We start from the raw sequence: 26,848 nt of genomic DNA on the forward strand, positions 1-26,848 counted from the left end.
GCGATTAGAAGCGGTAACCAACACCAGCGATCCAGGTGCCAACGTCAACGCTACGGATACGGCTCTGCTCGTAGGAGAAGTCCAGAGCAACGTTTTCCATCGGGTTGAACTGCAGACCAGCACCGTAAGAAACGCCGTAGTCGCTGGTGTCAGACACTTTAGCAACGTCAGCAGTCTGCTGGAATTTACCGTAACCAACACCAACTACACCGTAGATGCTCGCCCAGTCATTGATGCGGAAAGCCGGACCAGCAGTGATGCCGTAGTACTGAGCTTTGTTATAAACGCCTTCACCGGTAGTACGATCTTTTTCGGTGTAGGTGAAGGAACCGATAACGCCCAGCGGGTTGTTATCCTGCTCGTAACGGTATTTCAGGTTGAAACCGTTGGTTTTGTTAGCAATACCCTGAGCGTCGCTCTGAGCATAACCGCCGGAAACAGTAGAAGTTGATGCTACTGCGGAACCTGCAGAAACCGCCAGAAGAGCGGCCAGTGCTGAAAGACATGCAATTTTTTTCATAATCCACCTCAAATGTGCTTCAAGAAATCCTGGGTACTACGCATTTAAATATATCAAAAATTATAAGGAAACTCTTTGAGAGAAATAGAGTCTAAAGCGTTCTTTCATGTAACAGAAAGTTTCCGCTTCTTAACAACTCATTCATTAAAAAGCACTTTTCTCAAGAGTCGGACTATTATGGTACCTGTTCTGGAATTCGTTCATCCAGATTATTCTTAAATAAACAGGCCAATAAACGACCGCCCGGACGCCATTATACGGATTTTTTCAGCCTTTTTTACAACCAACCATCAACCGTCTGAATACTATTTCAAGTAGACTGTCGGCTCTGCCTCATTTGACACTTAACGGAGAAGGGATGCCTGTTTTGCCGCGTAAACTGCCGGTGTGGGTACCGGTTATCATTCTGCTTATCGCGATGACCTCGATTCAGGGAGGGGCGTCGCTGGCGAAATCACTCTTTCCTCTGGTTGGCGCGCCCGGCGTCACCGCGCTGCGTCTTGCCCTCGGCACGCTTATCCTGGCGGTTGTTTTTAAACCATGGCGTTTGCGTTTTACCCGTGAACAGCGATTGCCGCTGCTCTTTTATGGCCTGTCGCTCGGCGCGATGAACTACATGTTCTATCTGGCGATCCAGACCGTGCCGCTCGGTGTGGCCGTGGCGCTGGAGTTCACCGGTCCGCTGGCCGTCGCCCTCTTCGCCTCCCGCCGTGCGGTCGATTTTATCTGGGTGATCCTCGCCGTGCTCGGGCTGTGGTATCTGTTGCCGCTGGGCCAGGATGTGGCGCATGTTGATTTAACCGGCGCGGCGTTTGCGCTCGGCGCGGGAGCCTGCTGGGCTATCTATATTCTGAGCGGGCAGCGCGCGGGCGAGGATCATGGCCCGGCGACGGTGGCGCTGGGCTCGCTGATTGCCGCTATCGTTTTTGTTCCCCTTGGCGCGTTCCAGGCGGGCGACGTGTTGTGGCACTGGTCGATTTTACCGCTCGGTATTGCGGTGGCGATTCTGTCAACTGCTCTGCCCTACTCCCTTGAGATGATCGCCCTCACCCGTTTACCGACGCGTACCTTCGGCACGCTAATGAGCATGGAGCCGGCGCTCGCGGCCGTCTCGGGCATGATCTTCCTCGGTGAGACGCTTGCGCTCCAGCAGGTGCTGGCCTTGATGGCGATTGTGATTGCCTCAATGGGGTCGACATTAACCCTGCGCCGCGAGACCACAATAAAAGAAGTGGATATTGGTAAATAATAATTATTCAGCATGAGATTTCGCTCATGCTGAATATTCATTCAGGCCTTTGACATTATTTTTTACGCTTTAAGTAAATTCTTTATTAATTAGAATTATTCTTAGTTATCCACTGTCTCTTTATTAGATTTATCTTACATTTCATTCGATTAGTTGCACGCTTTCGAAATCGTGACCTATATTTAAATCACGCTATCGAACTGATAGGCATAGCCAAAACCGACGACGGTTAATCTGGTGCTATACTTAGTCCCGGTAATTACCTGGGACACAAACATCAAGAGGATATGGATTATGAGTACCGCTAAACTGGTAAAAACGAAAGCGTCTAATCTGCTTTATACCCGTAACGATGTATCGGACAGCGACAAACAAGCGACCATTGAGCTGCTGAATCGCCAGGTGATCCACTTCACTGACCTGTCTCTGATCACCAAGCAGGCCCACTGGAACATGCGCGGCGCGAACTTCATTGGCGTGCACGAAATGCTGGATCAGTTCCGTACTTCGCTGGTAACGCACCTTGATACCATGGCAGAGCGCGCGGTTCAGCTGGGCGGTGTTGCACTGGGTACCACTCAGGTGATCAATAGCAAAACGGCACTGAAAAGCTACCCGCTGGACATTCACAGCGTGCAGGATCACCTGAAAGAGCTGGCCGATCGTTACGCGGTTGTCGCGAACGACCTGCGTAAAGCCATCACCGAAGCGAAAGATGAAGATACCGCAGATATCTTTACCGCCGCTTCCCGCGATCTGGATCAGTACCTGTGGTTTATCGAAGCGAACATCGAATAAGCCAGATCTTTTCGCTATCGCTCTAACCCCTGCGCCTCCGGTGCGGGGGTTTGCACTTTTATGGTGCACCACTTCTCCCCCCTTCCCGCCAGAAAGTTACCGCTTCGTAATTATCTCATCACAAAATTGTTAATAAGTGATTGTTTCTCGCCCACGTTGTGCGCTAAATAGCAGCACTGCCGACAATCGCGCGCGAGCGCACCAAAAGAGTGACTCAAAATGGTGCATTGCGGTGTCATTGCTATACTTATTGTGCAACCGGTTAAAGCTTCGCCTTTACAAAACAATAGGTTGTAAACCTGGCATGATTTTTTCATACTGCGTTCATTCTCGCAGGGGCTCGCTCCCCCGATACAAAAGGAAACATTATGAAGTCTGTATTGAAATTCTCCCTTGCCGCACTCGCTCTCGCCTTTGCTGTTTCTTCTCAGGCTGCTGATAAAAAACTGGTTGTGGCTACCGATACTGCATTCGTTCCTTTCGAATTCAAAAAAGGCAATGAGTACGTTGGTTTCGACATCGACCTGTGGGCTGCCGTGGCGAAAGAGCTGAAGCTGGATTATGAACTGAAGCCGATGGACTTCAGCGGCATCATCCCTGCGCTGCAAACCAAAAACGTTGATGTCGCACTGGCGGGCATCACCATTACTGAAGAGCGTAAAAAAGCGATCGAGTTCTCCGACGGCTACTACAAAAGCGGCCTGCTGGTGATGGTGAAAGCCGACAACAACGACGTGAAAAGCGCGAAAGATCTCAACGGTAAAGTGATCGCAGTTAAGAGCGGCACCGGCTCCGTGGATTACGCGAAAGCGAATATCAAAACTAAAGATCTGCGCCAGTTCCCGAACATCGATAACGCCTACATGGAACTGGGTACCGGCCGCGCTGACGCGGTTCTGCACGACACGCCAAACATCCTCTACTTCATCAAAACCGCCGGCAACGGTCGTTTTAAAGCGGTAGGCGACTCTCTGGAAGCGCAGCAGTACGGCATCGCCTTCCCGAAAGGCAGCGACGACCTGCGTGAGAAAGTGAACGGCGCGCTGAAAACCCTGCGTGAGAACGGTACGTACAACGAAATCTACAAAAAATGGTTCGGTTCTGAGCCTAAATAATTATTAAAAAGTAACAGGTTAAACGTCGGGGGCGGCTTTCGTCCCCGCGCTATTTGTCTCTTCTACGGTATACAGGAATTAATCACATGCAGTTTGACTGGAGCGCCATCTGGCCCGCCATTCCGCTTCTACTGGACGGGGCCAAAATGACCTTGTGGATCTCGATCCTCGGTCTGGCTGGCGGTATCGTTATCGGCCTGATGGCTGGTTTAGCCCGTACCTACGGCGGGTGGATCTCAAACCACGTCGCCCTCGTATTTATTGAAATTGTCCGCGGCACGCCGATTGTCGTGCAGGTGATGTACATCTACTTCGCCCTGCCGATGGCGCTGCCGGATCTGCGCATCGACACCTTCACCGCTGCGGTGGTGACGATCATGATCAACTCCGGCGCCTACATTGCCGAGATCACTCGTGGCTCGGTGCTGTCGATCCATAAAGGCTTTAGCGAAGCGGGCATGGCGCTTGGTCTGTCGCGCCGCGAAACCATTCGCCACGTCATTATGCCGCTGGCGCTGCGCCGTATGCTGCCGCCGCTTGGCAACCAGCTGATCATCAGCATCAAAGATACCTCGCTGTTTATTGTTATCGGCGCGGCTGAACTGACCCGCCAGGGCCAGGAGATCATCGCCGGGAACTTCCGCGCGCTGGAGATCTGGACCGCCGTCGGGGTTATCTATCTCATCATTACCCAGGCACTCAACATCGTGCTTCGCCGTCTTGAAAAAAGGATGAAAATCCTGTGATTGAATTTAAAAACGTTTCCAAGCACTTCGGTAAAACCCAGGTGCTGCATGATATCGACCTCAACATTACCCAGGGCGAAGTGGTGGTGATTATCGGGCCGTCCGGCTCCGGTAAATCGACCCTGCTGCGCTGCATCAACAAGCTGGAAGAGATCACCAAAGGCGATCTGATTGTTGATGGTCTGAAGGTCAACGACCCGAAAGTGGATGAGCGCCTGATTCGCCAGGAAGCGGGCATGGTGTTCCAGCAGTTTTACCTCTTCCCGCACCTGACGGCGCTGGAGAACGTGATGTTTGGCCCGCTGCGCGTGCGCGGCACCAACAAAGCGGAAGCGGAAAAGCAGGCGAAAGCACTGCTGGCGAAAGTGGGTCTCGCTGAGCGCGCCCATCACTACCCGTCCGAGCTCTCCGGCGGCCAGCAGCAGCGTGTGGCGATTGCCCGCGCGCTGGCGGTAAAACCGAAGATGATGCTGTTTGATGAGCCGACCTCGGCGCTCGATCCGGAGTTGCGTCACGAAGTGCTGAAAGTGATGCAGGATCTGGCCGAAGAGGGGATGACAATGGTGATTGTGACCCACGAAATCGGCTTTGCCGAAAAAGTGGCTTCGCGTCTGATTTTCATTGATAAGGGCCGCATTGCCGAAGATGGCAACCCGCAGCAGCTGATTGAGAATCCGCCCAGCCAGCGCCTGCAAGAGTTCCTGCAGCACGTCTCCTGACAGCCAACCCCTCCAGCCGGAGGGGTTTTTCTTTTGCGGATTGTGCGCAATTTTCTCCCGCCCTCCCCCGGCACCTATACTTATCCCTTTGCGGGATTTTCTCACCGGAGGAGCTATGCCGTGGATTTTGTTACTGATTAGCCTGCTGTGCGCGCCGCTTCAGGCCGCGACGATACCCGGCGTTACCGCCACAACCACTACACCCACCTCAGCGCAAACCAGCGAACCCGATGTTGAACAGAAAAAAGCGGCCTATGGCGCGCTGGCCGATGTGCTGGAGAATGACGAATCACGCAAAGAGCTGATCGACCAGCTGCGTAAAGTCGCCACCACGCCGCCGCAGGAGCCAGTGCCGGTTATCTCGCCGCCCGCCATTGAAGAGCAGAAAACGGTGCTGGAGAAGGTTACCGAAGTGGCGGATTACTATGGCGAGGCGCTCTCGACTCGTTTTGCCCAGCTGTGGCGCAATATTACCGGCTCGCCGCACAAAGCCTTTAACCCGCAAACCTTCACCAATGCCGCCAGCCACTTCATGCTGCTCGCGGTGCTGGTCTTCGCCTTCTGGTGGACAGTGCGTTTCTGCGTCTCGCCGGTTTACCGCCGCATGGGCGCGTGGGGGCGGCGTAAAAACCGCGACAGCAGCAACTGGTTACAGCTGCCGTCGATGATCGTCGGGGCTTTTATTATCGACATCATGCTGTTGGCGCTGACGCTATTTGTCGGCCAGGTGCTGCGCGCCAATCTCACTGGTGGCAACAGCACTATCGCTTTTCAGCAGAGCCTGTTTCTTAACGCTTTCGCGCTGATTGAGTTTTTCAAAGCGATCCTGCGGCTTATCTTCTGCCCGCGCATTCCCGATCTGCGCCCGTTTCATATTCGTGATGAGACGGCGCGCTACTGGCATCTGCGTTTAAGCGCGCTCAGCAGCCTGATTGGCTATGGGCTGCTGGTAGCGGTGCCTATTATCTCCAATCAGGTGAACATTCAGTTCGGCGCGCTCGCCAATGTGGTGATCATGCTCTGCATTACTCTCTGGGCGCTCTACCTTATTTTTCATAACAAGCGCGAGATCCAGCACAACCTGATCCTGCTGGCAGACCGCTCGCTGGCCTTCTTCAGCCTCTTTATCCGCGCCTTTGCGCTGGTGTGGCACTGGCTTGCCAGCGCCTACTTCATCGTGCTCTTCTTCTTCTCGCTGTTCGATCCGGGCAACAGCCTGAAGTTTATGATGGGCGCGTCGTTGAGCAGCCTGGCGATCCTCAGCGTCTCGGCGTTTATCTCCGGCGTGCTGTCGCGCTGGCTCGATAAAACCATTACCCTGTCGCCGCAGGTGCAGCGCAACTACCCGGAGCTGCAAAAGCGGCTTAACGGCTGGTTATCCGCCTCGATGAAAACCGCCCGTTTCCTGGTGGTCTGCACCACTATTCTGCTGCTGTTAAGCGCGTGGGGGCTGTTCGATTTCTGGCACTGGCTCAATTATGGTGCCGGGGAGAAGGCGGTCGATATTCTGATTCGTATCGCGCTGATCCTCTTCTTCTCTGCCGTCGGCTGGACGCTGCTGGCAACGATTATTGAGAACCGCCTGACATCCGATATTCACGGCCGCCCGCTGCCCAGCGCGCGCACACGTACCCTGCTGACGCTGTTTCGCAACGCATTGGCGGTGGTGATCAGCACCATTACGGTGATGATTGTGCTCTCAGAGATTGGGGTGAATATCGCGCCGCTGCTGGCGGGTGCCGGGGCGCTGGGGCTGGCGATCTCGTTCGGGTCGCAAACCCTGGTGAAAGATATTATCACCGGCATATTTATTCAGTTCGAGAATGGGATGAACACCGGCGATCTGGTGACCATCGGCCCGCTTACCGGCACGGTGGAGCGAATGACTATTCGTTCCGTCGGCGTGCGCCAGGATACCGGCGCGTACCACATTATCCCGTGGTCATCGATCACCACCTTCGCCAACTTTGTGCGCGGCATTGGCTCAGTGGTGGCGAACTACGATGTCGATCGTCATGAGGATACAGACAAGGCCAATCAGGCGCTGAAAGATGCGGTGGCGGAGCTGATGGAGCAGGAGGAGATTCGCGGTTTGATTATCGGCGAGCCGAACTTTGCCGGGCTGGTCGGGCTGACCAACACCGCCTTTACGCTGCGTGTTACCTTCACCACCCTGCCGCTAAAGCAGTGGACGGTGCGTTTCGCCCTCGACACGATGGTGAAAAAGCATTTCGACCTCACCCATGTGCGCCCGCCGGTGCAGACCTACCAGATGGTGTCGGCACCGGAAGGGATTGGGCAAGCGCAACCGGCGGCGAATGCCGGTACGCCGCCTGTACAACCTACCCTTTAAACCGGCTCTGTGCCCAGCGTTTACGCTGGGCCTCGTCGAGGAAGCTCCAGGCGATAAAGCGGCTCTGCTTCTGCCCCTGTGCCATCTCTTTTTTCACCACTTTAACTGCGCCAACCTGCGTTAACGCGCGGTAGAGTTCCGGCAGGTTGTCGCCGCGCGACACCAGCGAGGTGAACCACAGTACCTGGCGGGCAAACTGCTTGCTCTCGGCAATCATCGTTTTGATAAAGGCCACTTCGCCGCCTTCACACCACAGCTCCTGCTGCTGACCGCCGAAGTTCGCCGCGTCCGTCACAGCCTGGCCAAGGTTGCGCCGCTTGCGCTCGCTGTTTGCCTGTGCGCTCTGCGCCGAGTCATGGAAAGGTGGGTTACAGATAACGGCATCGTAAGATTCATTTTTATGAATGATGCCGGTGAGGATCGCCGCCGTATCTTTCTGGCGACGCAGGCGCACCGCGCGGGTCAGGCCAGGGTTGGCCGCAATGATCGCCTGCGCGCTGGCAAAGGCTTCGGCGTTGACTTCACTGCCGGTAAAACGCCAGCCATATTGATGGGCGCCAATCAGCGGATAGATGCAGTTCGCACCGGTGCCGATATCGAGCACGCTGGCCTGCGCCGGAATGGTGCCGTTATCGCTCTCTGCCAGTAGATCGGCGAGATGGTGCAGATAATCCGCGCGGCCCGGCACCGGCGGGCAGAGAAAGCCGTCCGGGATATCCCACTCGCGCACGCCGTAGAAATGCGCCAGCAGCGCCTTATTCAGGGCTTTCACCGCCTGCGGATCGGCAAAATTAACGGTCTCTTCCCCGTTCGGATTGCGCGTGATAAAGGCGCGCAGCGACGGGTTGACGGCGCACAGGGCGTCGAGGTCGTAGCGGCTGTGGTGGCGGTTACGCGGGTGCAGACCCGGCTTCTGGGCATTCATGGCATTCTCCTGTTAACAGCGGCGTAAGATACCCGTTGACGCCAGCCGGGTAAATAAGGGAGCCTGAAGAAACTTTTTGCCATCAGGAGACGCTATGTATTTTTATGAGCCCGCGAAAGGCCATGGCCTGCCGCACGACCCGCTGAATGCCATTGTCGGCCCGCGCCCTATCGGCTGGATAGCCTCGCTGGACGGGCAAGGCCGTCGCAACCTGGCGCCCTATAGCTTCTTCAACTGCTTTAACTACCGCCCGCCAATTATTGGTTTTGCCAGCAGCGGCTGGAAAGATAGCGTGCAGAATATCGTCGAGAGCAAAGAGTTTGTCTGGAATTTAACCACCCGCGATCTGGCGGTACAGATGAATGAGACCTCCGCATCGCTGGCGCACGGCGAAGATGAGTTTGCCCGCGCCGGGCTGACCCCGGCAGAGAGCCGCCTGGTGCGCGCCCCGCGCGTGGCGGAAAGCCCGGTTAACTTTGAGTGCCGTTTGTCGCAGTGCATCCAGCTCACCGCCGCCGACGGCAGCCCAATTGAGAGCTGGCTGGTGCTGGGGGAAGTGGTGGCAGTGCATATTGATGAGTCGCTGCTCGAAGAGGGGATTTACCAGACGGCGAAGGCACAGCCGGTGCTGCGCGCCGGAGGGCCGTCCGCTTATTACGCTATTAGCGAGGATCAGCGTTTCGATCTGGTTCGCCCGGATAATCGTTAATCAACGCCGCCAGGCTATTATCGACGGCATGCTTGCCGGATGGCCTATTTCTGAAACGGCGTAGGCCGGATAAGCGCAAGCGCCATCCGGCAATGGGATTACCTCGGTGGAATGGTTCCGTTCACCATGCGCTCGGGAGTTTCATTAACCTCTTATGCGGTGAACGGGACAAGGGGGGGACCGGTCCCCCCTTGTCAATCCCCGCGGCCCCGCGAGGAAATCGGTGCTACGCACTGCGCTCACCTCCCGCATGCCTGACTGCGGCCGGCTCGACTCGACTTACTCGTTCCATTCTGGAACGAGTCCCTGTCTCGGTTCGCCTCTGTCCGCCATCCATGGCGTCCAGACCTTGTCATTCCCGCTTCGGTTCGCCGATTTCAGCGGGGACACAACCCCTCGCTGCCATATCGCAAAAAAAAGCAACGCTGGTGTCGCTGTAGGCTCGTTTTGGTAGGCCGGATAAGGCGCAGCCGCCATCCGGCAATTGTGCCGCTGTATTAATGCCGGATGGCGCGTAACCGCTTATCCGGCCTATGCCGTTCCAGCGGCTCCATTCCCATAGGCCGGATAAGGCGCAGCCGCCATCCGGCAATGGTGCCGCGAAGATAATGCCGGATGGCGCGTAAACGCTTATCCGGCCTACGCCGTTCCAGCGGCTCCATTCCCTTGCGCCTTATCCGGCTTACAACTTCATGCCACCTTATAGCGTCTATACTTAATAGCTATACAGGAGGAAATTATGGCTTCAGGTTGGGCAAACGACGATGCAGTACAGCAGCAGATCGACAGCACCATTGAGGATGCGGTCGCCCGCGCGCGCCGGGATATTCCGGGAGGCGAGAGCCTTACAGAGTGTGAAGAGTGTGGTGAAACCATTCCGGAAGCGCGGCGAAAAGCGATTCCTGGCGTGCGGCTGTGCGTGAAATGTCAGCAGGAGAAAGATTTACATAACTCGACATACTCAGGATATAATCGTAGAGGATCGAAGGATAGCCAGCTACGCTGACTTTTCCTGACGCTTCCCGGCAGGATAAACACTTACCTTTACCTTCACACTTTTCCGCTTCGCTTGTCGCAAAATGTGCCGCTTATCTCTGCATGGCGAGGTAGTGCGCCCATTTCATGCTTTTTTATCTTTTTAACCTTTATGCTTCAAAAACTTAACTATTGTTCAATTTTTTAGAACAAGGCTTTCAATTCTCTTCGATTTTCTCGCTGCTAAAAAACTGTGATACTTATCACATCGACGGAACATCGTCCCAAATTCAGTATAACCTGCGAGAGAAACCCTATGAACGCCATTAAATATGCTGTTGCTGCTGTCGCACTATCCACCCTCTCTTTCGGTGCTTTTGCGGCTCAATCTGTTAACCCTGCTCAGGCAGGCGAGCTGAATAAAATCGGTGTGGTCTCCGCCCACGGCGCAACCACGCTGGACGGACTTGAAGCACGCCTGGCAGAGAAAGCCAAAGCGGCAGGCGCTTCTGGCTACAGCATTCTGTCTACCACCGGCAATAACAAGCTGAGTGGCACAGCGGTTATCTATAAGTAACCTGACCCGCGTTTTACCCCGGCATTTTAACCCTCTGCCGGATGCACCACCCTCATTGACCCTTATTGCCCTTTGCATGGCCCGTCCAGGATTGTGACGGGCTTTTTTTTATCCAAATGTCGCCGCGACGCGCGCCATCCCCTCTTCCAGCGTTTGCGCTTCGCCGCTTGCCACCAGGCAGCAGGCCAGCTGCACCTTTAATGACTCCGGTATTGCTTCGCGTCCGCTAAGGCAACTCTCGATCCAGCGCGCCGTGCTGTCCGCATCTTTCGCTGCACCCGCAACAGCAGGTTCAACCACCGCATCACTGCGGGCAAAAAGCACGCGCTCACCTGCGGGATCGATCAGGTTCATCTGCGGGCAGCGCTGCGGGTTGGCGTACACCTCCCCTTCGGTGCCCTGCATCAGCAGCCCGCGCCCGCCGATATCAGCGAAAAATTTTCCTACGCGGGTGAGGTACTCCGGGTGCGACACGCTGGAGAGGCGCAGTGCCGCCTCTTCGGCAAAGGGTGTCGCCAGCTTCGCCAGCGTGTGCGCGCTGTTACGCACGCCCATGCGCCAGCGTAGCCCCAGTTGATCCTCCAGCGGCGCGCAGAGGGCGCTTACCGGAATATAGACCGGCTGATGCCCCTCCAGCTTCGCCTGCGCCTGCCCGGCAAGCGTGGTGGCTTCAATGCCCAGCAGGGCGAAGATGGTTTCGCTGACGACGCGGGTCGGATCTTCACTCACGCCGTGCACCACCACCGGAAAGCCCAGTTTGCTGAGCAGAATCGCCAGCAGCGGCGTCAGGTTCGCCTGCTTGCGCGCGCCGTTATAGCTCGGGATAACAATCGGCATCGGTCTCGCCACCGGCGGCGTCAGCGTCATTGTCCGCTCCTGCATTGCCGCGTAGAAGCCGCGCATCTCGGCCTCCCCCTCCCCTTTAATGCGCAGCGCAATGAGGATCGCGCCCATCTCCAGTTCCGGTACCTCGCCGTTGAGCATCCTCGCGTAGAGGCTGCGGGCTGTGTCAATATCAAGGTCGCGGGCGTGATTTTTGCCCCGGCCAACCTCTTTAATGATGGTGCGGTAATCCATGGACTCTCCTTGCGTGCTCACATCGTTAACGGCGCTTGCGGCGCTTCTGTTCTGGTTTCTTCACTATAACGTCAGGCATCGGCGGTTGGGAAATTGGAAATATTGGCAGTGCATCAAGCAGCCGTTTCCCATAACTCTTGGTCAACAGCCGCTTATCGTAGATCACCACTTCACCGCGACACTCATGGCTGCGGATCAGGCGCCCGACCTGCTGAATCAGGTTGAACGAGGCGCTCGGCAGGCTCTGCACTTCAAAGGGATAACGCTTGAGGCTTTTGAGCCACTCCCCTTCGGTGATCACCACCGGGCTGTCGATGGGCGGGAAGGCAATCTTATGGATATGCACCTGGGTAAGGTAATCCCCCTTCAGATCCAGCCCTTCAGCAAAGGATTGCAGGCCAACCAGCACGCTGCGCTCGCCGCCATCGATGCGTTTCCGGTGCGCCTCCACCAGCCGGTAACGGGGCTGATCGCCCTGCACCAATAGCAACAGACGCAGATCGGGCACGTAGGTAAGAAAGAGCTGCATCGCGCGCTGGCTGGCAAAAAGCACCAACATTCCGCGGTGCGCTCTGCTCTCCACCTGCTCACGAAACCAGGTCGCCATCTCGGCGATATGCTGCTCTTCGTTCTCCATCAGCGGCTCGTAGCGCATCTGCGGAATAATAATCTTGCCCTGCTCGACATGGTTGAACGGCGAGTCGAGGCTGACAAAGCGGTCGCCCGCTTTCTCCTTGAGGCCGCTCATCTCCTGCAAACGGTTGAAGCTGTTGAGCGAGCGCAGGGTCGCCGAGGTGACGACGATATGCGGCACGCTGCGCCAGAGCAGTTTTTCCAGCTGGTCGCTGACGCGAATGCCGACGCAGTGAAACTGCAGGTGCAATTGCCCGTCGCGCACGTCGCGCGTTACCCATTTGGAGACCGGCGCACCGGAGGCCTGTGCCATCGACGCCAGCCGCCAGAGCTTGCTCTGACTCTCAAACATCCCCAGCGCGCGGTTCATCTGTAAAATCACCCGGTGCAGACGCACAACGTCATGGCTGCCGGTTTTCTCGCTCAGATCGTTGAGAAACAGCTCCGCCAGCCCGCGCAGCATCTCGGTCAGTTTCGCCAGCCGCTGGCAGATCTCCATCACTTCATCCGGCAGTTCGCCCATCGTAAAGCGGTGCTCTGCCTCCTGCCCGGCGGGGAGATAGAGATTGAGAATGGCGTTGAGGGAGGAGATCAGCTCAAACAGCTCTTCGCAGTGGGCGTTGAGCCGCTCGGGCGTAGCCAGCGGCGGCAGGGTTTTCGGGCGAAACTGCTCAAGGCAGGTCGCCACCAGTTTGGTAAAAAGGTCGAGCTGCAGCTGATACCAGCCGGCGGTGATCTCAGCCGACATCTCCAGCGCATCACGGGCGACATCCGGCAGGTGGTGGCCCTCATCGAGCACCAGCAGCAGGTTTTTCGGCTCCGGCAGCACCGCTTCGCTCTCCATCGCCGCCATCACCAGCGCGTGGTTGGCGACCACCACTTCCGCTTCCTGGATCTCCCGACGCGCCACAAAGAAGGGGCACTCGCGGTAGTAGTGGCAGTTGCGGTTCAGGCAGCCCACTTTATCGGTGCTCAGGCGTCGCCAGAGATCGTCGCTGATGGCTTTATCGGTGTGATCGCGCAGGCCATCCCACTTGTAGCTGTCGAGATCGGCTTTCAGCGATGCGCAGCGCGTCTGCTCCTCTTTGTTGCCGGGCGTCAGTTCGTCATCAAGAAAGGCCAGCAGATCCTGCTGATTGGGATCGCTGCTGGCGAGCGCGGCAAGATTGCGCGGGCAGACATAGCGCCCGCGGCCAAAGGCGGCGGTAAAGCGTAAATCGGGGATGATTTTGCGCAGCAGCGGCAGATCTTTACTGAAGATCTGATCCTGTAGCGCGACGTTGGCAGTACTGACCACCAGCGTTTTCTGCTCTTCACGGGCAATCGCAATGCCCGGAATAAGGTATGAGAGGGTTTTCCCGACCCCGGTCGGCGCTTCAATCGCCAGATGGCGGCCCTCATCGCCCGCCAGCGTTTTTGCCACGTCAGCAATCATCTGACGCTGCGGCGCGCGGGGAATAAAGTCCGGGATCTGTTGTTGCAACGCCTTATACCAGGCGGCAATTTGCGCTTTTAACGCGGCGGTAAGGGCCATTCGATAACCTGAAGTACTGTATAAACGGCCACTATTGTGGCACTTTTTCGCCCGCAGGGGCGAACGCTTTTTGCCGTTATGGAAGGCTGCTCGTAAATCGCACGTCAGGCAGACGATACTTTTCGCAAAGCCGATCACAAATTGGCAGATCCATTTATGAAACCGCTTCCCGACGCGTTGAACATTTATATGGTCAATGCTAGCTTTTTATCTGCATTACGCTTGTTACCGAATATCGGGCAAAACCTAAATGCAGACTGAGGGGATCAATCCGTCCCTGGCTGTATTTACGTTTTGCCCGTTTTTGTTTGCAGGAGTTGGCGATGCTGGTCAAACAAATATTAAATAATAACGTTGTCAGCGCCCTCGATGAGCACGGCTTTGAGGTAATTCTGACCGGGCGCGGCCTCGGGTTTAATACCCAGAGCGGCGACCGCGTCAATATGGACGCCATCGAGAAGATATTCCACCTGAAAGACTCCCAGCTCTCGGCCCGTTTTAAAGATCTGGTGAGCGAAGTACCGATGGAAATTGTCCAGCTAACGGCGGATATTGTCGCCCTCGCACGCGAAACGTTGCCGCATAAATTAAGCGACGGGCTGTATGTCACCCTTGCCGATCACCTCCATTTTGCCCTCCAGCGCAGTGAAACAGGCGAAAGTTTAGCCAACCCGCTGGAGTGGGAAGTGCGCCACTTTTACACCGACGAGTATGCCATTGGCCGCCAGGCACTGGGTATGGTGGTGGCACGCACCGGCACGCTGTTACCGGACAGCGAAGCGTGCAGTATCGCCCTGCATATTGTGAACGCCGGGCTAAACGATACGATGGGAAAAACCACGCAGATCACCCGGCTTATTTATCAGCTGCAAAATATCGTCAGATACTTTTTTACCCTGCCGCCCGATGAGCACACCCTCAATTACCAGCGCTTTATTACCCACTTAAAATTTTTCGCGCAGCGGGTGATTGCCGGGGAGGTATTAAACAACGATGACGAGGAGTTATTTGCCATGGTTGAGCGCCGCTACCAGACAACGCTGAAGTGCGTTAATGCCATCAGCGAGTTTGTCGGCAAACATTATCACCACACCATGAGCAACTCCGAGAAGCTTTATCTGACCGTGCATATCGAAAACGTGGTGCAGCGGTCGGCGTAATTCACCCGGCAGTCAGAGCTGCCTGCGGCGTGAAAAAATGAATTCCATCCAGGCTTGTTACTGTTAAATCAGGCAAACCCCAGAGGAAACAAGGTATCGGCCGAGGCCGGTGTTTGTTGATGACGCCAGAAAATCGGGCGTCTGTCTGGAGGAATGAGTATGAACTACCCGCAAACCGCGCAGAAGATCATTGCGCATATTGGCGGCAAGGAGAATATCCTGTCGCTGTTTCACTGCATCACCCGCCTGCGTTTTCTCCTTCATGACCATGACAAGGTCGACCGCGCGGCGCTGGAAGCGCTGGATGGCGTGATCGGCGTGAATATCTCTGGCGATCAGTACCAGCTGATTATCGGGAATGAGGTCGCCCCACTCTGTGAAGCGCTGCTCGCACAGCTTCCTGGCGTCTCTTCCAGCGCCAGCAGCAGCAAACGGCGTAACCCGGTGTCGGTGGTGCTGGAGGTGTTATCAAGCATCTTCTCACCGATCATTCCGGCAATTGCCGGGGCCGGGATCCTTAAAGGGGTGCTGGCACTGATGGTCGCCATGCAGTGGCTTCAGACCAGCAACCAGACCTACCAGATCCTGCTCGCCATCAGCGACGGCGTCTTCTACTTTATGCCGCTGGCGCTGGCTTTCAGCGCCGGGAATAAGTTTGGTGCCAACCCCTACGTCGCCGTGGCGCTCGCCGCCACCCTCTTCCACCCGGCGATCCAGACGCTGTTTAAATCCGGCGCGCCGGTGAGCTTTCTCGGCCTGCCGGTGCCGACGGTCAATTACGCCTCGACGGTGATCCCGATTCTGCTGGCGGTGTGGCTGTTAAGCCGGGTGGAGAAGCTGATTGACCGCATCATGCCCGGCGTGCTGAAAACGATGTTTGTGCCGCTGCTGAGCCTGGTGATTGTCGCGCCGATTACGCTGATGGTTATCGGGCCGCTCGGTATTTTCGCCGGCAATACGCTCTCCGGCGGCATTATCTGGCTGGTGGAAAACATGGGCATCGTTGCGGGCGTGGTGGTCGGCGGCACGCTGTCGATGATCATCATCACCGGCATGCACTATGTGCTGGTGCCCATCATGATTAACAACATCAGCACCATGGGTTTCGACCCGTTCAAAATCCTCTTTTATGTCGCCAACCTCGGCCAGGCGGGCGCGGCTTTCGGCGTGTTTATCCGCGCACGGGATAAGAAGCTGAAATCGCTGGCGCTCTCCACCAGCTTCAGCGCGATGATGGGCATCACCGAACCGGCGATGTACGGCGTCAATATCCGCTACAAACGCCCCTTTGCCGCCGCGCTGCTGGGCGGCGCGATTGGCGGCGGCTTTGCGATGGCGATGGGGGTGAAAACCTACGCCTTTGCCCTCAGCGGCTTGCCCGGCCTGCCTGCGCTGGTCGGCCCGACCTTTCTCTGGGCGATTGTCAGTATCGCGCTCTCCTTTATCTCTGCCGCCGTGCTGACGGTGATCCTCGGTTTCGAAGAGAAGGTGGTCGCAGGCGTCAGCCCGATGAAAATCGCACGCGAGGAGGAGCGACTCTTCGCCCCGGTTAGCGGCACGCTGAAAGCCCTCAATACCCTGAGTGACCCGGTCTTTGCCGATGAGATTTTCGGCAAGGGACTGGCCATCGACCCGAGCAACGGCGAGCTACGTTCGCCGGTCAACGGCAAGGTGGAATCGCTGTTTGAAACCCACCACGCACTGGCGCTGGAGAGCGATACCGGCGCCGAAATCCTCATCCATATCGGTATCGACACGGTGAAACTCGGCGGTAAGCACTTCACCAGCCATATCGAGGCCGGGCAGAACGTAGAGGTGGGCGATCTGCTGGTCAGCTTCGATCTCGCTGCGCTGCGGGCGGCGGGGATCGATCCGAGCGTGATCGTGGTGGTCACCAACAGCGAACAGTACGGCGATATCAGCCCGGTGAAAACAGATGGCGATGTCGCCAGCCGGGACGCATTTCTCACATTGACCGCAAGCGCGGCCTAAGGAGCACACCAGTGGCTTATTCGAAATCATTTCCGGAAGGGTTTTTATGGGGCGGCGCAACGGCGGCAAACCAGCTTGAAGGGGCATGGAACGTCGACGGCAAAGGGCTCTCCGTCTCCGATGTCTACACCTTCGATATCAACACGCCGCGCGAGCGCTGGCTCGATCAGTGGCTCGGCATGACCCACGCGCAGGTGCGCGAAGCGCAGGATCCGGAGAGCAAAAAGTACTACCCGAAGCGCAAAGGCAACGACTTCTACCACCACTTTAAAGAGGATATCGCGCTGTTTGCCGGTATGGGCTTTAAGTGTTTTCGTATGTCGATTGCCTGGACGCGCATCTTCCCGCGCGGGGATGAGACCACGCCCAACGAAGCAGGGCTGGCGTTTTATGACGAAGTGTTCGACACGCTGCTCGAGCACGGCATCGAGCCGATTGTCTCGCTCTCCCACTATGAAATGCCGCTGGCGCTGGTCACCGATTACGGCGGCTGGCCGAACCGCCAGCTGGTCGATTTCTATGTCCGCTTCGCCACTACCGTCTTTACGCGTTATCGCAAAAAGGTGAAGTACTGGATGACCTTTAACGAGATTAACTGCGTGAAGCACCACCCCTATGTCAGCGTCGGGGTGATTGAGGAGGACAACCCGCATCTTGAGCAGGATAAGTACCAGGGCGCGCACCACCAGTTTGTCGCCAGCGCGCTCGCTACCAAAGCGTGCCACGCCATTATTCCCGGCTCGCAGATGGGCTGCATGATCAGCTACCAGATGCTCTACCCGCACACCTGCCACCCGGATGATTTGCAGGCCTGCGAAGAGATGCAGCGCGTGTCGCTCTTCTTCAGCGACGTGCAGGCGCGCGGCTACTACCCCGCCTACACCGATCGTATGCTGGCGGAAAAAGGGGTGACGCTGCAAAAAGTGGTTGGCGATGATGAGATCCTGCGCCAGCACCCGGTCGATTTCGTTTCGTTCAGTTACTACATGTCGAGCACCGTCAGCGCCAACCCGGCATTGCATGACGGCGCAGAAGGCAACCTGATCACCGGCGGCATTCGTAACCCCCATCTCACGACCAGCGAATGGGGCTGGCAGATCGATCCGAAAGGGCTGCGGCTGGCGCTCAATCAGCTCTATGACCGCTACCAGAAGCCGCTGTTTATTGCCGAAAACGGCCTCGGCGCAGTAGATACCGTTAATCCGGATGGCTCCATCGAAGACGATTACCGTATCGACTACCTGCGCCAGCACGTGGTGCAGATGCAGGAGGCGATTGCCGACGGCGTTGATCTCTTTGGTTACACCTGGTGGGGGCCGATTGATGTGGTCAGCGCCGGGACGGCGCAAATCTCCAAGCGGTACGGCTTTATCTATGTCGATCAGGACGATATGGGCAACGGCAGCCAGGCGCGCTCGCTGAAGAAAAGCTACCACTGGTACAAAAAACTGATCGCCTCGAATGGCGAAGACTTAGCGGATTAAGGAGCGGATATGTCTGTTTTTCCGAACGACTTTTTATGGGGCGGCGCGATTGCCGCTAATCAGGCGGAAGGCGCGTGGGACGAAGATGGCAAAGGGCCCTCTATCGCCGACGTGGTGCGCGGCGGTATCGCTTCTGGTAAACATGATGCGGTGATTGACCCAAATCTTTATTACGCCAGCCACCAGGCGGTCGACTTTTACCATCACTACAAAGAGGATGTGGCGCTCTTCGCCGAGATGGGCTTCAAATGCTTTCGCACCTCGATTGCCTGGTCGCGCATCTTCCCGCGCGGGGATGAGACCACGCCCAACGAGGCGGGGCTGCAATTTTACGACAACCTGTTTGATGAGCTGCTGAAGTACGGCATTGAGCCGGTGATCACACTTTCCCATTACGAAACGCCGCTGGCGCTCTATCAGGAGTATGGCGGCTGGAAAAACCGCCAGCTTATCGACTTCTTCACCCGCTACTGCGAAACGGTATTCCGCCGTTATCAGGGCAAGGTCAAATACTGGATGACCTTTAATGAGCTGAACAACATGAACCGCATGCCGTTCGCCACCGGCGCGGTGGATGTCGATGCCAGCCCGCAGGAGATTTGGCAGGCGAACCACCACCAGTTCGTTGCCAATGCGCTGGCGAACAAGCTCTGCCACGGGATCATGCCCAATGCGCTTATCGGCTGTATGTTGTCGCTGAGCACCGTCTACCCGGCGAGCTGCAACCCGGAGGATATCTTCTCGACCATGCAGCTGCGCCGCCGCTCGCTGCTCTTCTCCGACGTGATGATGCTGGGCGAATACCCGGCGTACGCTAAACGGCTGCTGAACGATCTGGGGGTGAAGCTGGAGACGGCAGAGGGCGATATGCAGCTGCTTAAATCGTATCCTTCTGATTACCTTGGCTTTAGCTACTACCGCAGCGTGCTGCACCAGGCGGGCGGGCAGTTCCGCGTCGATACCGGCGGCACCGCCGGGCTGGATAACCCGTTCCTGGAGAAGACCGAGTGGGGCTGGCCTATCGATCCCCTCGGTTTTCGTATCGTCTGTAATGAGCTGGCGGACCGCTACCGCAAGCCGCTGTTTATTGTTGAAAACGGTTATGGCGGTGTTGATGAGGTGCAGGCCAACGGCGAGATTAATGACCAGGCGCGCATCGATTATGGCCGCCGCCATATTCAGGCGATGGCCGAGGCGATTGCGGATGGCTGCGAGATTATGGGTTACACCTGGTGGGGACCGATTGATATTGTCAGCGCCGGCACCGGCGAGATGAAAAAGCGCTACGGCTTTATCTATGTCGATAAAGACAACGAAGGCAACGGCACGCTCAAGCGCAGCAAAAAGCGCAGCTTTGAGTGGTATCAGCAGGTTATCGCCAGTAATGGAGAGGTGTTGTAGGCCGGATAAGCGTGTAACGCGCCATCCGGCGATCGGTGCGGCACGTTGCCTCGGTGGACGGGGTTCTGTAGGCCGGATAAGGCGCAGCCGCCATCCGGCAATGGGTCTGGCATTTGGCATTGGTGGAAGGGTTCCGTTCACCAGGCGTGGGGGAGTTTCATTAACCTCTTATGCGGTGAACGGGACAAGGGAAGCGGCCGCGCTCCCCTTGTCAATCCCCGCGGCCCCGCGAGGAAATCGGTGCTGCGCACTGCGCTCACCTCCCGCGTGCCTGACTGCGGCCGGCTCGACTCGACATCCTGTCTCGGTTCGCCTCTGTCCGCCATCCATGGCGTCCAGACCTTGTCATTCACGCTTCGGTTCGCCGATTTCAGCGGGGGTCAACACCATCGCTGTCATATTGCAGATAAACGTCGCATCGATGTCGCTGTAGGCTCCGTTTTGGTAGGCCGGATAAGGCGTAGCCGCCATCCGGCAATCGGTGCCGCGGGGAGAATGCCGGATGGCGCTCACGCTTATCCGGCCTACGCTGTTTCAGTGAGATCGTGTCAGCGGCACCATAAAAAAACCGCCATCCGGCGTAATGCCCGATGGCGGTTTTGAGTGCCGGATAAACCTACCCGGCCTGAACGGAAACTGATTTACGCGGAAGCGGGTTTGCGCGGACGACGACGGCGTGCGCCGTTGTTTGCCGGTTTCGCTGCACCGCCATCAAGACGGCGATTGCCCACGGGCTTCGCGGCTCCACCTTCCGATTTCGCGGCTGCGCCGTCGTTGCTACGACGCGGATGACGCGCTTTCTGCGTCTCGCCTTCGCTACGGCGCGGTGCGGACTGGCTGCGACCGCCGCCACCGCCCTGCCCGCGTCCACCGCCGCCCTGACGGCCGCCGTTCTGACCACGGCCATTCTGGATCGGCTCCGCTTTGATTGACGGATCCGGCTCATAGCCAGCAACCGCAACACGCGGGATCTCTTTTTTCAGCAGACGCTCAATGTCGCGCAGCAGTTTATGCTCATCGACACAGACCAGCGACAGCGCTTCGCCGGTGGCGGCAGCACGGCCGGTACGGCCGATACGGTGTACGTAATCTTCCGGCACGTTCGGCAACTCATAGTTGACGACATGCGGCAGCTCTTCGATATCGAGGCCGCGCGCGGCGATATCCGTCGCCACCAGCACGCGAATCGAACCGGATTTAAAGTCTGCCAGCGCGCGGGTACGTGCGCCCTGGCTCTTGTTACCGTGGATCGCCGCACTGGTGATGCCATCTTTATTCAGCTGCTCAGCCAGGTGGTTAGCGCCATGCTTGGTACGGGTAAAGACCAGCACCTGCTGCCAGTTACCTTCGCCAATCATCTGCGACAGCAGTTCCCGTTTGCGTTTCTTATCCACAAAGTGAACGTGCTGCGTCACCTGCTCGGAAGCGGTGTTACGGCGCGCAACTTCGATCTCCAGCGGGTTGTGCAGCAGTTTTTCCGCCAGCTGTTTGATCTCATCCGAGAAGGTCGCGGAGAAGAGCAGGTTCTGACGCTTCGCCGGCAGCTTCGACAGCACGCGGCGGATATCGTGGATAAAGCCCATATCCAGCATACGGTCAGCTTCATCCAGCACGAGAATTTCCACGCTGTCGAGCTTCAGGGCGTTTTGGTGTTCGAGATCGAGCAGACGGCCCGGGGTAGCCACCAGGATGTCAACGCCGCCACGCAGTTTCATCATCTGCGGGTTGATGCTGACGCCGCCGAAGACGACCATCGAACGAATATTGAGATACTGGCTATACTCCTGCACGTTCTCACCGACCTGCGCCGCGAGTTCACGGGTTGGGGTCAGGATCAGGGCGCGTACCGGACGGCGGCCTTTCGCGTGAGGCTGGCTCTGCACCAGGCGTTGCAACAGCGGCAGCGTAAAACCGGCGGTTTTACCGGTACCGGTCTGGGCGCTGGCCATCAGATCGCGGCCTTGCAGCACCGCAGGGATCGCCTGCTGTTGAATAGGGGTCGGCTCGAGGTAACCCTGCTCCGCAACTGCGCGCAGGATATCCGGATTCAGGCCAAGGGCATCAAATGACATAACAACTCCGCACCGCCCCGACCTGTCACAGGTGTAGTTTTCGAGGAGATAATAGGTAGACTGATGACAAAAACCACAATGTCATGAAGGTGCGGAGTGTATCAGCTTTTGTGATCCGGCGCATAAAATATCCCACGTCAATGTCTCAGCAAGATATCTTCCCGCTTCATTCTCTGAAAAAGGGATAAATTTAGCCCCCCTCACATTTCCTGCGCAAAAATTGGACAACATTTTTCCGGCGTCGTAGAGTTAATCAATCGATTGATTAATTTTTATAACCCCTATGAATAGCACACCGACCACCAGTAAAGGCGAACAGGCCAAAAATCAGTTAATTGCCGCCGCCCTTGCGCAGTTTGGCGAGTATGGCCTGCATGCCACCACGCGGGATATTGCCGCTCAGGCCGGGCAGAACATCGCCGCGATCCCCTACTACTTCGGCTCGAAAGAGGATCTCTACCTCGCCTGCGCACAGTGGATTGCCGACTTTATCAGCCACCATTTTGCGCCACACGTGCAGGCCGCCGAGGCGCTCTTTGCCGAGCCTGAACCAGACCGCCCGGCGATCCGCGCACTTATCCATCGCGCCAGCAAAGAGATGCTCACGCTGCTGACCCATGATGAAACCCTTAACCTGAGCAAATTTATCTCCCGCGAGCAGCTCTCCCCCACTCGCGCCTATCAGATTGTGCATGAGCAGGTGATCGACCCGATGCACCAGCATTTGACGCGTCTGCTCGCCGCCTACACTGGCCAGGACGCCGACAGCACGCAGATGGTGCTGCATGCCCACGCCTTAATCGGCGAGATCCTCGCCTTCCGCCTGGTGCGGGAAACCATTTTGCTGCGTGCAGGCTGGACGCAGTTCGACGAAGAGAAAACGGAAATGATCTTTCAAGTCATCACCTGCCATATCGATTTTATTTTGCAGGGATTAACGCACAGGAGTCCGGAGTGATGAAAAAGCGTAGCGTTGTGGTGTTACTCAGCGTGGTGCTGCTGGCGATGCTCGCCGGCGGTTGGTACTGGTATCAAAGCAGGCAGGACGACAGCCTGACGCTGTATGGCAATGTCGATATCCGCACCGTTAATTTAAGTTTTCGCGTCGGCGGGCGGCTGGCGGCGTTGCAGGTGGATGAGGGCGACAGCGTACAGGCCGGGCAGAAGCTCGGCGAAATCGACCGCGCGCCTTATGAAAACGCGCTGTTGCAGGCGAAAGCCAACGTCTCTACTGCCGAAGCCAAATATGCGTTAGCCACCGAAGGCTACCGCGCCGAGGAGATTGCCCAGGCGGCCTCCGCCGTGAGCCAGGCGCAGGCGGCGTACGATTACGCGCAGAACTTCTACCAGCGCCAGCAGGGGCTGTGGAAAACAAAAGTGATCTCGGCAAACGATCTGGAGAACGCCCGCTCGGCGCGCGACCAGGCGCAGGCAACGCTCAAATCGGCGCAGGATAAATTGCGCCAGTTCCGCGCCGGTAACCGCCCGCAGGAGATCGCCCAGGCGAAAGCGGGCCTTGAACAGGCGCAGGCCGCACTGGCTCAGGCAGAACTTGATTTGCAGGACACTACACTGGTCGCGCCGAGCAACGGCACAGTGCTGACCCGCGCCGTCGAGCCGGGCAGCATGCTTAACGCTGGCAGCAGCGTGTTAACCCTGTCGCTGACCCGCCCGGTGTGGGTGCGCGCCTATGTCGATGAGCGCAATCTGCACCAGACACGGCCGGGTGCTGAAATCCTGCTCTACACCGATGGCCGCCCGGATAAGCCCTATCACGGCAAAATCGGCTTTGTCTCGCCGACCGCCGAATTTACCCCAAAAACCGTTGAGACCCCGGATCTGCGTACCGACCTGGTCTATCGCCTGCGCATTATCGTCACCGATGCCGATGATAACCTGCGCCAGGGGATGCCGGTGACGCTGCGCTTCGACGACGAGGCGCGTCATGAATGAGCGGACTATTCAGATCGACGGGCTGGTAAAACAGTTCCCCGGCATGGAGAAACCGGCGGTGGCGCGGCTGGATTGTAAAATCGAGGCCGGTTACGTCACCGGGCTGGTCGGCCCGGATGGCGCGGGGAAAACCACGCTGATGCGCATTCTGGCCGGGTTGATGAAGCAGAACGAAGGCCGCGTGCGCGTGCTGGGCCTCGATCCCATCGACAATGACAGCGAGCTGCACGCCGTGCTCGGCTATATGCCGCAGAAATTTGGCCTCTATGAAGATCTGACGGTGATGGAGAACCTGATCCTCTATGCCGATCTGCGCAGCGTCACCGGCGAGAAGCGCCAGCAGATGTTTACCCGCCTGCTTGAGTTTACCTCCCTCGGCCCCTTTACCGAGCGGCTAGCGGGCAAACTCTCTGGCGGTATGAAGCAGAAGCTGGGGCTGGCCTGTACGCTGGTCGGCGATCCGCAGGTGCTGCTGCTTGATGAGCCAGGCGTCGGCGTCGACCCCATTTCGCGGCGTGAGCTGTGGCAGATGGTGCATGAACTGGCGGGCGACGGGATGCTGATCCTCTGGAGTACTTCCTATCTTGATGAAGCGGAGCAGTGCCGCGATGTGCTGCTGATGAACGAGGGCGAGCTGCTCTACCACGGCGAGCCGAAAGCGTTAACCCAGAGCATGGCCGGGCGCAGCTTTCTGCTCACCAGCCGCGATGAGAATAACCGCCGCCTGCTGCGGCGCATTCTCAGGCTGCCACAGGTGAGCGACGGCGTGATCCAGGGGCGCTCGGTGCGCATGATCCTGAAAAAAGGGGCCGATGTGCAGGCGATTCACGCCGCGCCAGAGATGCCGCCGCTGGAGATTGAGGAGACCGCTCCGCGCTTTGAAGATGCTTTTATCGACCTGCTGGGCGGCGCGGGTGCCGCCGAGTCGCCGCTTGGCAAGATCCTGCATTCGGTGAAGGGCGACAGCGAAGAGACGGTGATTGAAGCGAGATCTCTCACCAAAAAATTTGGCGATTTTGCCGCCACCGATGAAGTCAATTTTGCCGTCAAGCGCGGCGAGATCTTTGGCCTGCTCGGCCCGAACGGCGCGGGCAAATCCACCACCTTTAAGATGATGTGCGGCCTGCTGGTGCCGACCGCCGGTCAGGCGCTGGTGCTGAATATGGATCTCAAGGTCAGCTCCGGCAAAGCGCGTCAGCGCCTCGGCTATATGGCGCAGAAGTTCTCCCTCTACGGCAACCTGACCGTGGAGCAGAACCTGCGCTTCTTCTCCGGCGTGTATGGACTGCGCGGCAGCGCGCAGCGGGAGAAGATGGCGCGGATGAGCGAAGCGTTTGGCCTGGAGACCATTGCCCGCCACGCCACCGATCAACTGCCGCTCGGCTATAAGCAGCGCCTGGCGCTGGCCTGCTCGCTGATGCACGAGCCGGACATTCTTTTTCTCGATGAACCCACCTCCGGCGTCGATCCCCTCACCCGCCGCGAGTTCTGGCTGCATATCAACAGTATGGTGGAGAAAGGGGTGACGGTGATGGTCACCACCCACTTTATGGATGAGGCGGAGTATTGCGACCGCATCGGGCTGGTCTACCGCGGCAAACTGATTGCCAGCGGCACGCCGGACGAGCTGAAAGCGCAGACCGCCGATGACAACCACCCGGACCCGACAATGGAGCATGCGTTTATCACGCTGATCCAGAACTGGGATAAGGAGCATAGCAATGCGCGTTAACGCCCTCTCCTGGCGGCGCGTGCGGGCGCTGTGCGTCAAAGAGACGCGGCAGATCGTGCGTGACCCGAGCAGCTGGCTGATTGCGGTGGTGATCCCGCTGCTGCTGCTGTTTATTTTTGGCTACGGCATCAACCTCGACTCCAGCAAGCTGCGCGTCGGCGTGCTACTTGAGCAGCGCAGCGATGAGGCGCTCGATTTTACCCACGCGCTCACCGGCTCGCCCTATATTGATGCCACCATCAGCAGCGATCGCCAGCAGTTGATCGAGATGATGCAGGCCGGGCGCATCCGCGGCCTGGTGGTGATTCCGGTCAACTTCGATGCCCAGATGGCAAGGCCTGGCGAGGAGGCACCGATTCAGGTGATCACCGACGGCAGCGAACCGAATACCGCCAACTTTGTGCAGGGCTATCTACAAGGGATCTGGCAACTCTGGCAGGCGCAGCGCGCGGAAGATCGCGGCGAGACGTTCACGCCGCTAATCGATGTGCAGACGCGCTACTGGTTCAACCCGGCGGCCATCAGCCAGCACTTTATTATTCCCGGCGCGGTGACCATTATCATGACGGTGATTGGCGCGATCCTTACCTCGCTGGTGGTGGCGCGCGAATGGGAGCGCGGCACCATGGAGGCGCTGCTCTCCACCGAAATCACCCGCGCCGAGCTGCTGCTCTGTAAGCTTATTCCCTACTACTTTCTCGGCATGCTGGCGATGCTGCTCTGTATGCTGGTGTCGGTCTTTATTCTTGGTGTGCCTTATCGCGGCTCGCTGCTGATCCTCTTCCTGCTCAGCAGCCTGTTTCTGCTCAGCACGCTCGGCATGGGGCTTTTAATCTCCACCACCACGCGCAACCAGTTTAACGCCGCGCAGGTGGCGCTGAACGCCGCGTTTCTGCCGTCAATTATGCTCTCTGGCTTTATCTTTCAGATCGACAGTATGCCGGCGATTATTCGTGCGGTGACCTATATCATCCCGGCGCGTTACTTCGTCAGCACGCTGCAAAGCCTCTTTCTCGCGGGCAATATTCCGCTGGTATTGACCATTAATATGCTGTTTTTGGTGGCCTCCGCCGTGATGTTTATCGGCTTAACGTGGCTGAAAACCAAACGCAGGCTGGATTAAG

The 26,848-nt window shown here is 57.4% G+C and carries 23 protein-coding genes; 17 read left to right on the forward strand and 6 right to left on the reverse strand.

Annotation, left to right across the window (positions count from 1 at the left end):
* Nucleotides 1–4: 4 nt before the first annotated feature.
* Entirely contained in the window at nucleotides 5–520 is a 516-nt protein-coding gene (gene ompX / locus ABIC80_RS09530; protein ID WP_023481426.1) for an outer membrane protein OmpX, read from the reverse strand.
* A 358-nt stretch (nucleotides 521–878) separates the two neighbouring features.
* Here ompX and rhtA point away from each other — a divergent pair, with 358 nt between their 5' ends.
* The 6 genes from rhtA to ybiO all read left to right on the forward strand — a co-directional run bounded on the left by rhtA (nucleotide 879) and on the right by ybiO (nucleotide 7,500).
* The gene (gene rhtA / locus ABIC80_RS09535; RefSeq protein WP_232045050.1) at nucleotides 879–1,769 is read left to right on the forward strand and encodes a threonine/homoserine exporter RhtA; all 891 of its coding nucleotides are present in this window, start codon (nucleotides 879–881) and stop codon (nucleotides 1,767–1,769) included.
* Nucleotides 1,770–2,063: 294 nt separating this feature from the next.
* A complete protein-coding gene (gene dps / locus ABIC80_RS09540) occupies nucleotides 2,064–2,567 on the forward strand; it encodes a DNA starvation/stationary phase protection protein Dps (protein WP_023481476.1) in 504 nt (167 codons plus the stop codon).
* A 368-nt stretch (nucleotides 2,568–2,935) separates the two neighbouring features.
* Nucleotides 2,936–3,682, forward strand: a complete 747-nt coding sequence (glnH, locus tag ABIC80_RS09545) for a glutamine ABC transporter substrate-binding protein GlnH (RefSeq protein WP_094420411.1) — start codon at nucleotides 2,936–2,938, stop codon at nucleotides 3,680–3,682.
* An 86-nt stretch (nucleotides 3,683–3,768) separates the two neighbouring features.
* A complete protein-coding gene (glnP, locus tag ABIC80_RS09550; RefSeq protein ID WP_023481646.1) occupies nucleotides 3,769–4,428 on the forward strand; it encodes a glutamine ABC transporter permease GlnP in 660 nt (219 codons plus the stop codon).
* Complete coding sequence (gene glnQ, locus ABIC80_RS09555; RefSeq protein ID WP_023481528.1) at nucleotides 4,425–5,147, forward strand: glutamine ABC transporter ATP-binding protein GlnQ; 723 nt, start codon at nucleotides 4,425–4,427, stop codon at nucleotides 5,145–5,147. Before glnP ends, glnQ begins: the two co-directional genes overlap by 4 nt.
* A gap of 115 nt (nucleotides 5,148–5,262) precedes the next feature.
* The gene (ybiO, locus tag ABIC80_RS09560) at nucleotides 5,263–7,500 is read left to right on the forward strand and encodes a mechanosensitive channel protein (protein ID WP_429176805.1); all 2,238 of its coding nucleotides are present in this window, start codon (nucleotides 5,263–5,265) and stop codon (nucleotides 7,498–7,500) included.
* On the opposite strand, the gene rlmF is transcribed toward ybiO, so the two are convergent.
* A complete protein-coding gene (gene rlmF / locus ABIC80_RS09565) occupies nucleotides 7,490–8,425 on the reverse strand; it encodes a 23S rRNA (adenine(1618)-N(6))-methyltransferase RlmF (protein ID WP_242388818.1) in 936 nt (311 codons plus the stop codon). The genes ybiO and rlmF overlap by 11 nt on opposite strands.
* Before the next feature lie 94 nt (nucleotides 8,426–8,519).
* Here rlmF and ABIC80_RS09570 point away from each other — a divergent pair, with 94 nt between their 5' ends.
* From ABIC80_RS09570 to ybiJ, 3 genes are all read left to right on the forward strand, one after another.
* Entirely contained in the window at nucleotides 8,520–9,134 is a 615-nt protein-coding gene (locus ABIC80_RS09570) for a flavin reductase family protein (RefSeq protein WP_094420414.1), read from the forward strand.
* 739 nt (nucleotides 9,135–9,873) lie between these two features.
* Nucleotides 9,874–10,140 (forward strand): DksA/TraR family C4-type zinc finger protein, encoded by a 267-nt coding sequence (locus ABIC80_RS09575; protein WP_042713286.1) that lies wholly within the window; start codon nucleotides 9,874–9,876, stop codon nucleotides 10,138–10,140.
* Between the two features lie 285 nt (nucleotides 10,141–10,425).
* The gene (gene ybiJ / locus ABIC80_RS09580) at nucleotides 10,426–10,686 is read left to right on the forward strand and encodes a DUF1471 family protein YbiJ (RefSeq protein ID WP_054804628.1); all 261 of its coding nucleotides are present in this window, start codon (nucleotides 10,426–10,428) and stop codon (nucleotides 10,684–10,686) included.
* 108 nt (nucleotides 10,687–10,794) lie between these two features.
* Here ybiJ and ybiB read toward each other — a convergent pair whose 3' ends face one another.
* Both ybiB and dinG read right to left on the reverse strand, forming a co-directional pair.
* Nucleotides 10,795–11,763, reverse strand: coding sequence for a DNA-binding protein YbiB (gene ybiB / locus ABIC80_RS09585; RefSeq protein WP_429176808.1), 969 nt, complete (start codon nucleotides 11,761–11,763; stop codon nucleotides 10,795–10,797).
* A gap of 25 nt (nucleotides 11,764–11,788) precedes the next feature.
* Nucleotides 11,789–13,930 (reverse strand): ATP-dependent DNA helicase DinG, encoded by a 2,142-nt coding sequence (gene dinG / locus ABIC80_RS09590; RefSeq protein WP_429176811.1) that lies wholly within the window; start codon nucleotides 13,928–13,930, stop codon nucleotides 11,789–11,791.
* Between the two features lie 323 nt (nucleotides 13,931–14,253).
* Between dinG and licT the strand changes: the two genes are divergently transcribed.
* From licT to ABIC80_RS09610, 4 genes are all read left to right on the forward strand, one after another.
* The gene (gene licT / locus ABIC80_RS09595; protein ID WP_429176814.1) at nucleotides 14,254–15,090 is read left to right on the forward strand and encodes a BglG family transcription antiterminator LicT; all 837 of its coding nucleotides are present in this window, start codon (nucleotides 14,254–14,256) and stop codon (nucleotides 15,088–15,090) included.
* A 159-nt stretch (nucleotides 15,091–15,249) separates the two neighbouring features.
* Complete coding sequence (locus ABIC80_RS09600) at nucleotides 15,250–17,082, forward strand: beta-glucoside-specific PTS transporter subunit IIABC (protein WP_429176816.1); 1,833 nt, start codon at nucleotides 15,250–15,252, stop codon at nucleotides 17,080–17,082.
* Nucleotides 17,083–17,093: 11 nt separating this feature from the next.
* The gene (locus ABIC80_RS09605) at nucleotides 17,094–18,566 is read left to right on the forward strand and encodes a glycoside hydrolase family 1 protein (protein WP_429176818.1); all 1,473 of its coding nucleotides are present in this window, start codon (nucleotides 17,094–17,096) and stop codon (nucleotides 18,564–18,566) included.
* 9 nt (nucleotides 18,567–18,575) lie between these two features.
* Nucleotides 18,576–19,967, forward strand: a complete 1,392-nt coding sequence (locus ABIC80_RS09610) for a glycoside hydrolase family 1 protein (protein ID WP_429176821.1) — start codon at nucleotides 18,576–18,578, stop codon at nucleotides 19,965–19,967.
* Between the two features lie 345 nt (nucleotides 19,968–20,312).
* Here ABIC80_RS09610 and ABIC80_RS09615 read toward each other — a convergent pair whose 3' ends face one another.
* Nucleotides 20,313–20,438: a hypothetical protein gene (locus ABIC80_RS09615; RefSeq protein WP_429176824.1), complete on the reverse strand. Its 126-nt coding sequence runs from the start codon at nucleotides 20,436–20,438 to the stop codon at nucleotides 20,313–20,315.
* A 170-nt stretch (nucleotides 20,439–20,608) separates the two neighbouring features.
* Nucleotides 20,609–22,039 carry an ATP-dependent RNA helicase RhlE gene (rhlE, locus tag ABIC80_RS09620; protein ID WP_094420421.1) on the reverse strand — a complete coding sequence of 477 codons (1,431 nt, stop codon included), beginning with the start codon at nucleotides 22,037–22,039 and terminating at the stop codon, nucleotides 20,609–20,611.
* A gap of 283 nt (nucleotides 22,040–22,322) precedes the next feature.
* On the opposite strand from rhlE, the gene cecR reads away from it, so the two are divergent.
* From cecR to ABIC80_RS09640, 4 genes are read left to right on the forward strand one after another with little or no spacing between them, the layout of a single operon-like run.
* On the forward strand, nucleotides 22,323–22,997 hold the full coding sequence (cecR, locus tag ABIC80_RS09625; RefSeq protein ID WP_094420422.1) for a transcriptional regulator CecR: 675 nt from the start codon (nucleotides 22,323–22,325) through the stop codon (nucleotides 22,995–22,997).
* Nucleotides 22,997–23,992, forward strand: a complete 996-nt coding sequence (gene hlyD, locus ABIC80_RS09630) for a secretion protein HlyD (protein WP_288877987.1) — start codon at nucleotides 22,997–22,999, stop codon at nucleotides 23,990–23,992. The genes cecR and hlyD overlap by 1 nt, the downstream gene beginning before the upstream one ends.
* On the forward strand, nucleotides 23,985–25,724 hold the full coding sequence (locus tag ABIC80_RS09635) for an ATP-binding cassette domain-containing protein (RefSeq protein ID WP_429176826.1): 1,740 nt from the start codon (nucleotides 23,985–23,987) through the stop codon (nucleotides 25,722–25,724). Before hlyD ends, ABIC80_RS09635 begins: the two co-directional genes overlap by 8 nt.
* A complete protein-coding gene (locus ABIC80_RS09640) occupies nucleotides 25,714–26,847 on the forward strand; it encodes an ABC transporter permease (RefSeq protein WP_200135730.1) in 1,134 nt (377 codons plus the stop codon). The genes ABIC80_RS09635 and ABIC80_RS09640 overlap by 11 nt, the downstream gene beginning before the upstream one ends.
* Nucleotide 26,848 lies beyond the last annotated feature (1 nt).

Origin of the sequence: Kosakonia sp. 1610 (genome assembly GCF_050435845.1) — a bacterium.
Lineage (GTDB): Bacteria > Pseudomonadota > Gammaproteobacteria > Enterobacterales > Enterobacteriaceae > Kosakonia > Kosakonia cowanii.

Bases quoted from the DNA above. Each gene is read 5' to 3' on its own strand.
- ompX (WP_023481426.1), bottom strand. From the start codon at position 520: ATGAAAAAAATTGCATGTCTTTCAGCACTGGCCGCTCTTCTGGCGGTT.
- rhtA (WP_232045050.1), top strand. From the start codon at position 879: ATGCCTGTTTTGCCGCGTAAACTGCCGGTGTGGGTACCGGTTATCATT.
- dps (WP_023481476.1), top strand. From the start codon at position 2,064: ATGAGTACCGCTAAACTGGTAAAAACGAAAGCGTCTAATCTGCTTTAT.
- glnH (WP_094420411.1), top strand. From the start codon at position 2,936: ATGAAGTCTGTATTGAAATTCTCCCTTGCCGCACTCGCTCTCGCCTTT.
- glnP (WP_023481646.1), top strand. From the start codon at position 3,769: ATGCAGTTTGACTGGAGCGCCATCTGGCCCGCCATTCCGCTTCTACTG.
- ybiO (WP_429176805.1), top strand. From the start codon at position 5,263: ATGCCGTGGATTTTGTTACTGATTAGCCTGCTGTGCGCGCCGCTTCAG.
- rlmF (WP_242388818.1), bottom strand. From the start codon at position 8,425: ATGAATGCCCAGAAGCCGGGTCTGCACCCGCGTAACCGCCACCACAGC.
- ABIC80_RS09570 (WP_094420414.1), top strand. From the start codon at position 8,520: ATGTATTTTTATGAGCCCGCGAAAGGCCATGGCCTGCCGCACGACCCG.
- ABIC80_RS09575 (WP_042713286.1), top strand. From the start codon at position 9,874: ATGGCTTCAGGTTGGGCAAACGACGATGCAGTACAGCAGCAGATCGAC.
- ybiJ (WP_054804628.1), top strand. From the start codon at position 10,426: ATGAACGCCATTAAATATGCTGTTGCTGCTGTCGCACTATCCACCCTC.
- ybiB (WP_429176808.1), bottom strand. From the start codon at position 11,763: ATGGATTACCGCACCATCATTAAAGAGGTTGGCCGGGGCAAAAATCAC.
- dinG (WP_429176811.1), bottom strand. From the start codon at position 13,930: ATGGCCCTTACCGCCGCGTTAAAAGCGCAAATTGCCGCCTGGTATAAG.
- licT (WP_429176814.1), top strand. From the start codon at position 14,254: ATGCTGGTCAAACAAATATTAAATAATAACGTTGTCAGCGCCCTCGAT.
- ABIC80_RS09600 (WP_429176816.1), top strand. From the start codon at position 15,250: ATGAACTACCCGCAAACCGCGCAGAAGATCATTGCGCATATTGGCGGC.
- ABIC80_RS09610 (WP_429176821.1), top strand. From the start codon at position 18,576: ATGTCTGTTTTTCCGAACGACTTTTTATGGGGCGGCGCGATTGCCGCT.
- ABIC80_RS09615 (WP_429176824.1), bottom strand. From the start codon at position 20,438: ATGGCGGCTACGCCTTATCCGGCCTACCAAAACGGAGCCTACAGCGAC.
- rhlE (WP_094420421.1), bottom strand. From the start codon at position 22,039: ATGTCATTTGATGCCCTTGGCCTGAATCCGGATATCCTGCGCGCAGTT.
- cecR (WP_094420422.1), top strand. From the start codon at position 22,323: ATGAATAGCACACCGACCACCAGTAAAGGCGAACAGGCCAAAAATCAG.
- hlyD (WP_288877987.1), top strand. From the start codon at position 22,997: ATGAAAAAGCGTAGCGTTGTGGTGTTACTCAGCGTGGTGCTGCTGGCG.
- ABIC80_RS09635 (WP_429176826.1), top strand. From the start codon at position 23,985: ATGAATGAGCGGACTATTCAGATCGACGGGCTGGTAAAACAGTTCCCC.
- ABIC80_RS09640 (WP_200135730.1), top strand. From the start codon at position 25,714: ATGCGCGTTAACGCCCTCTCCTGGCGGCGCGTGCGGGCGCTGTGCGTC.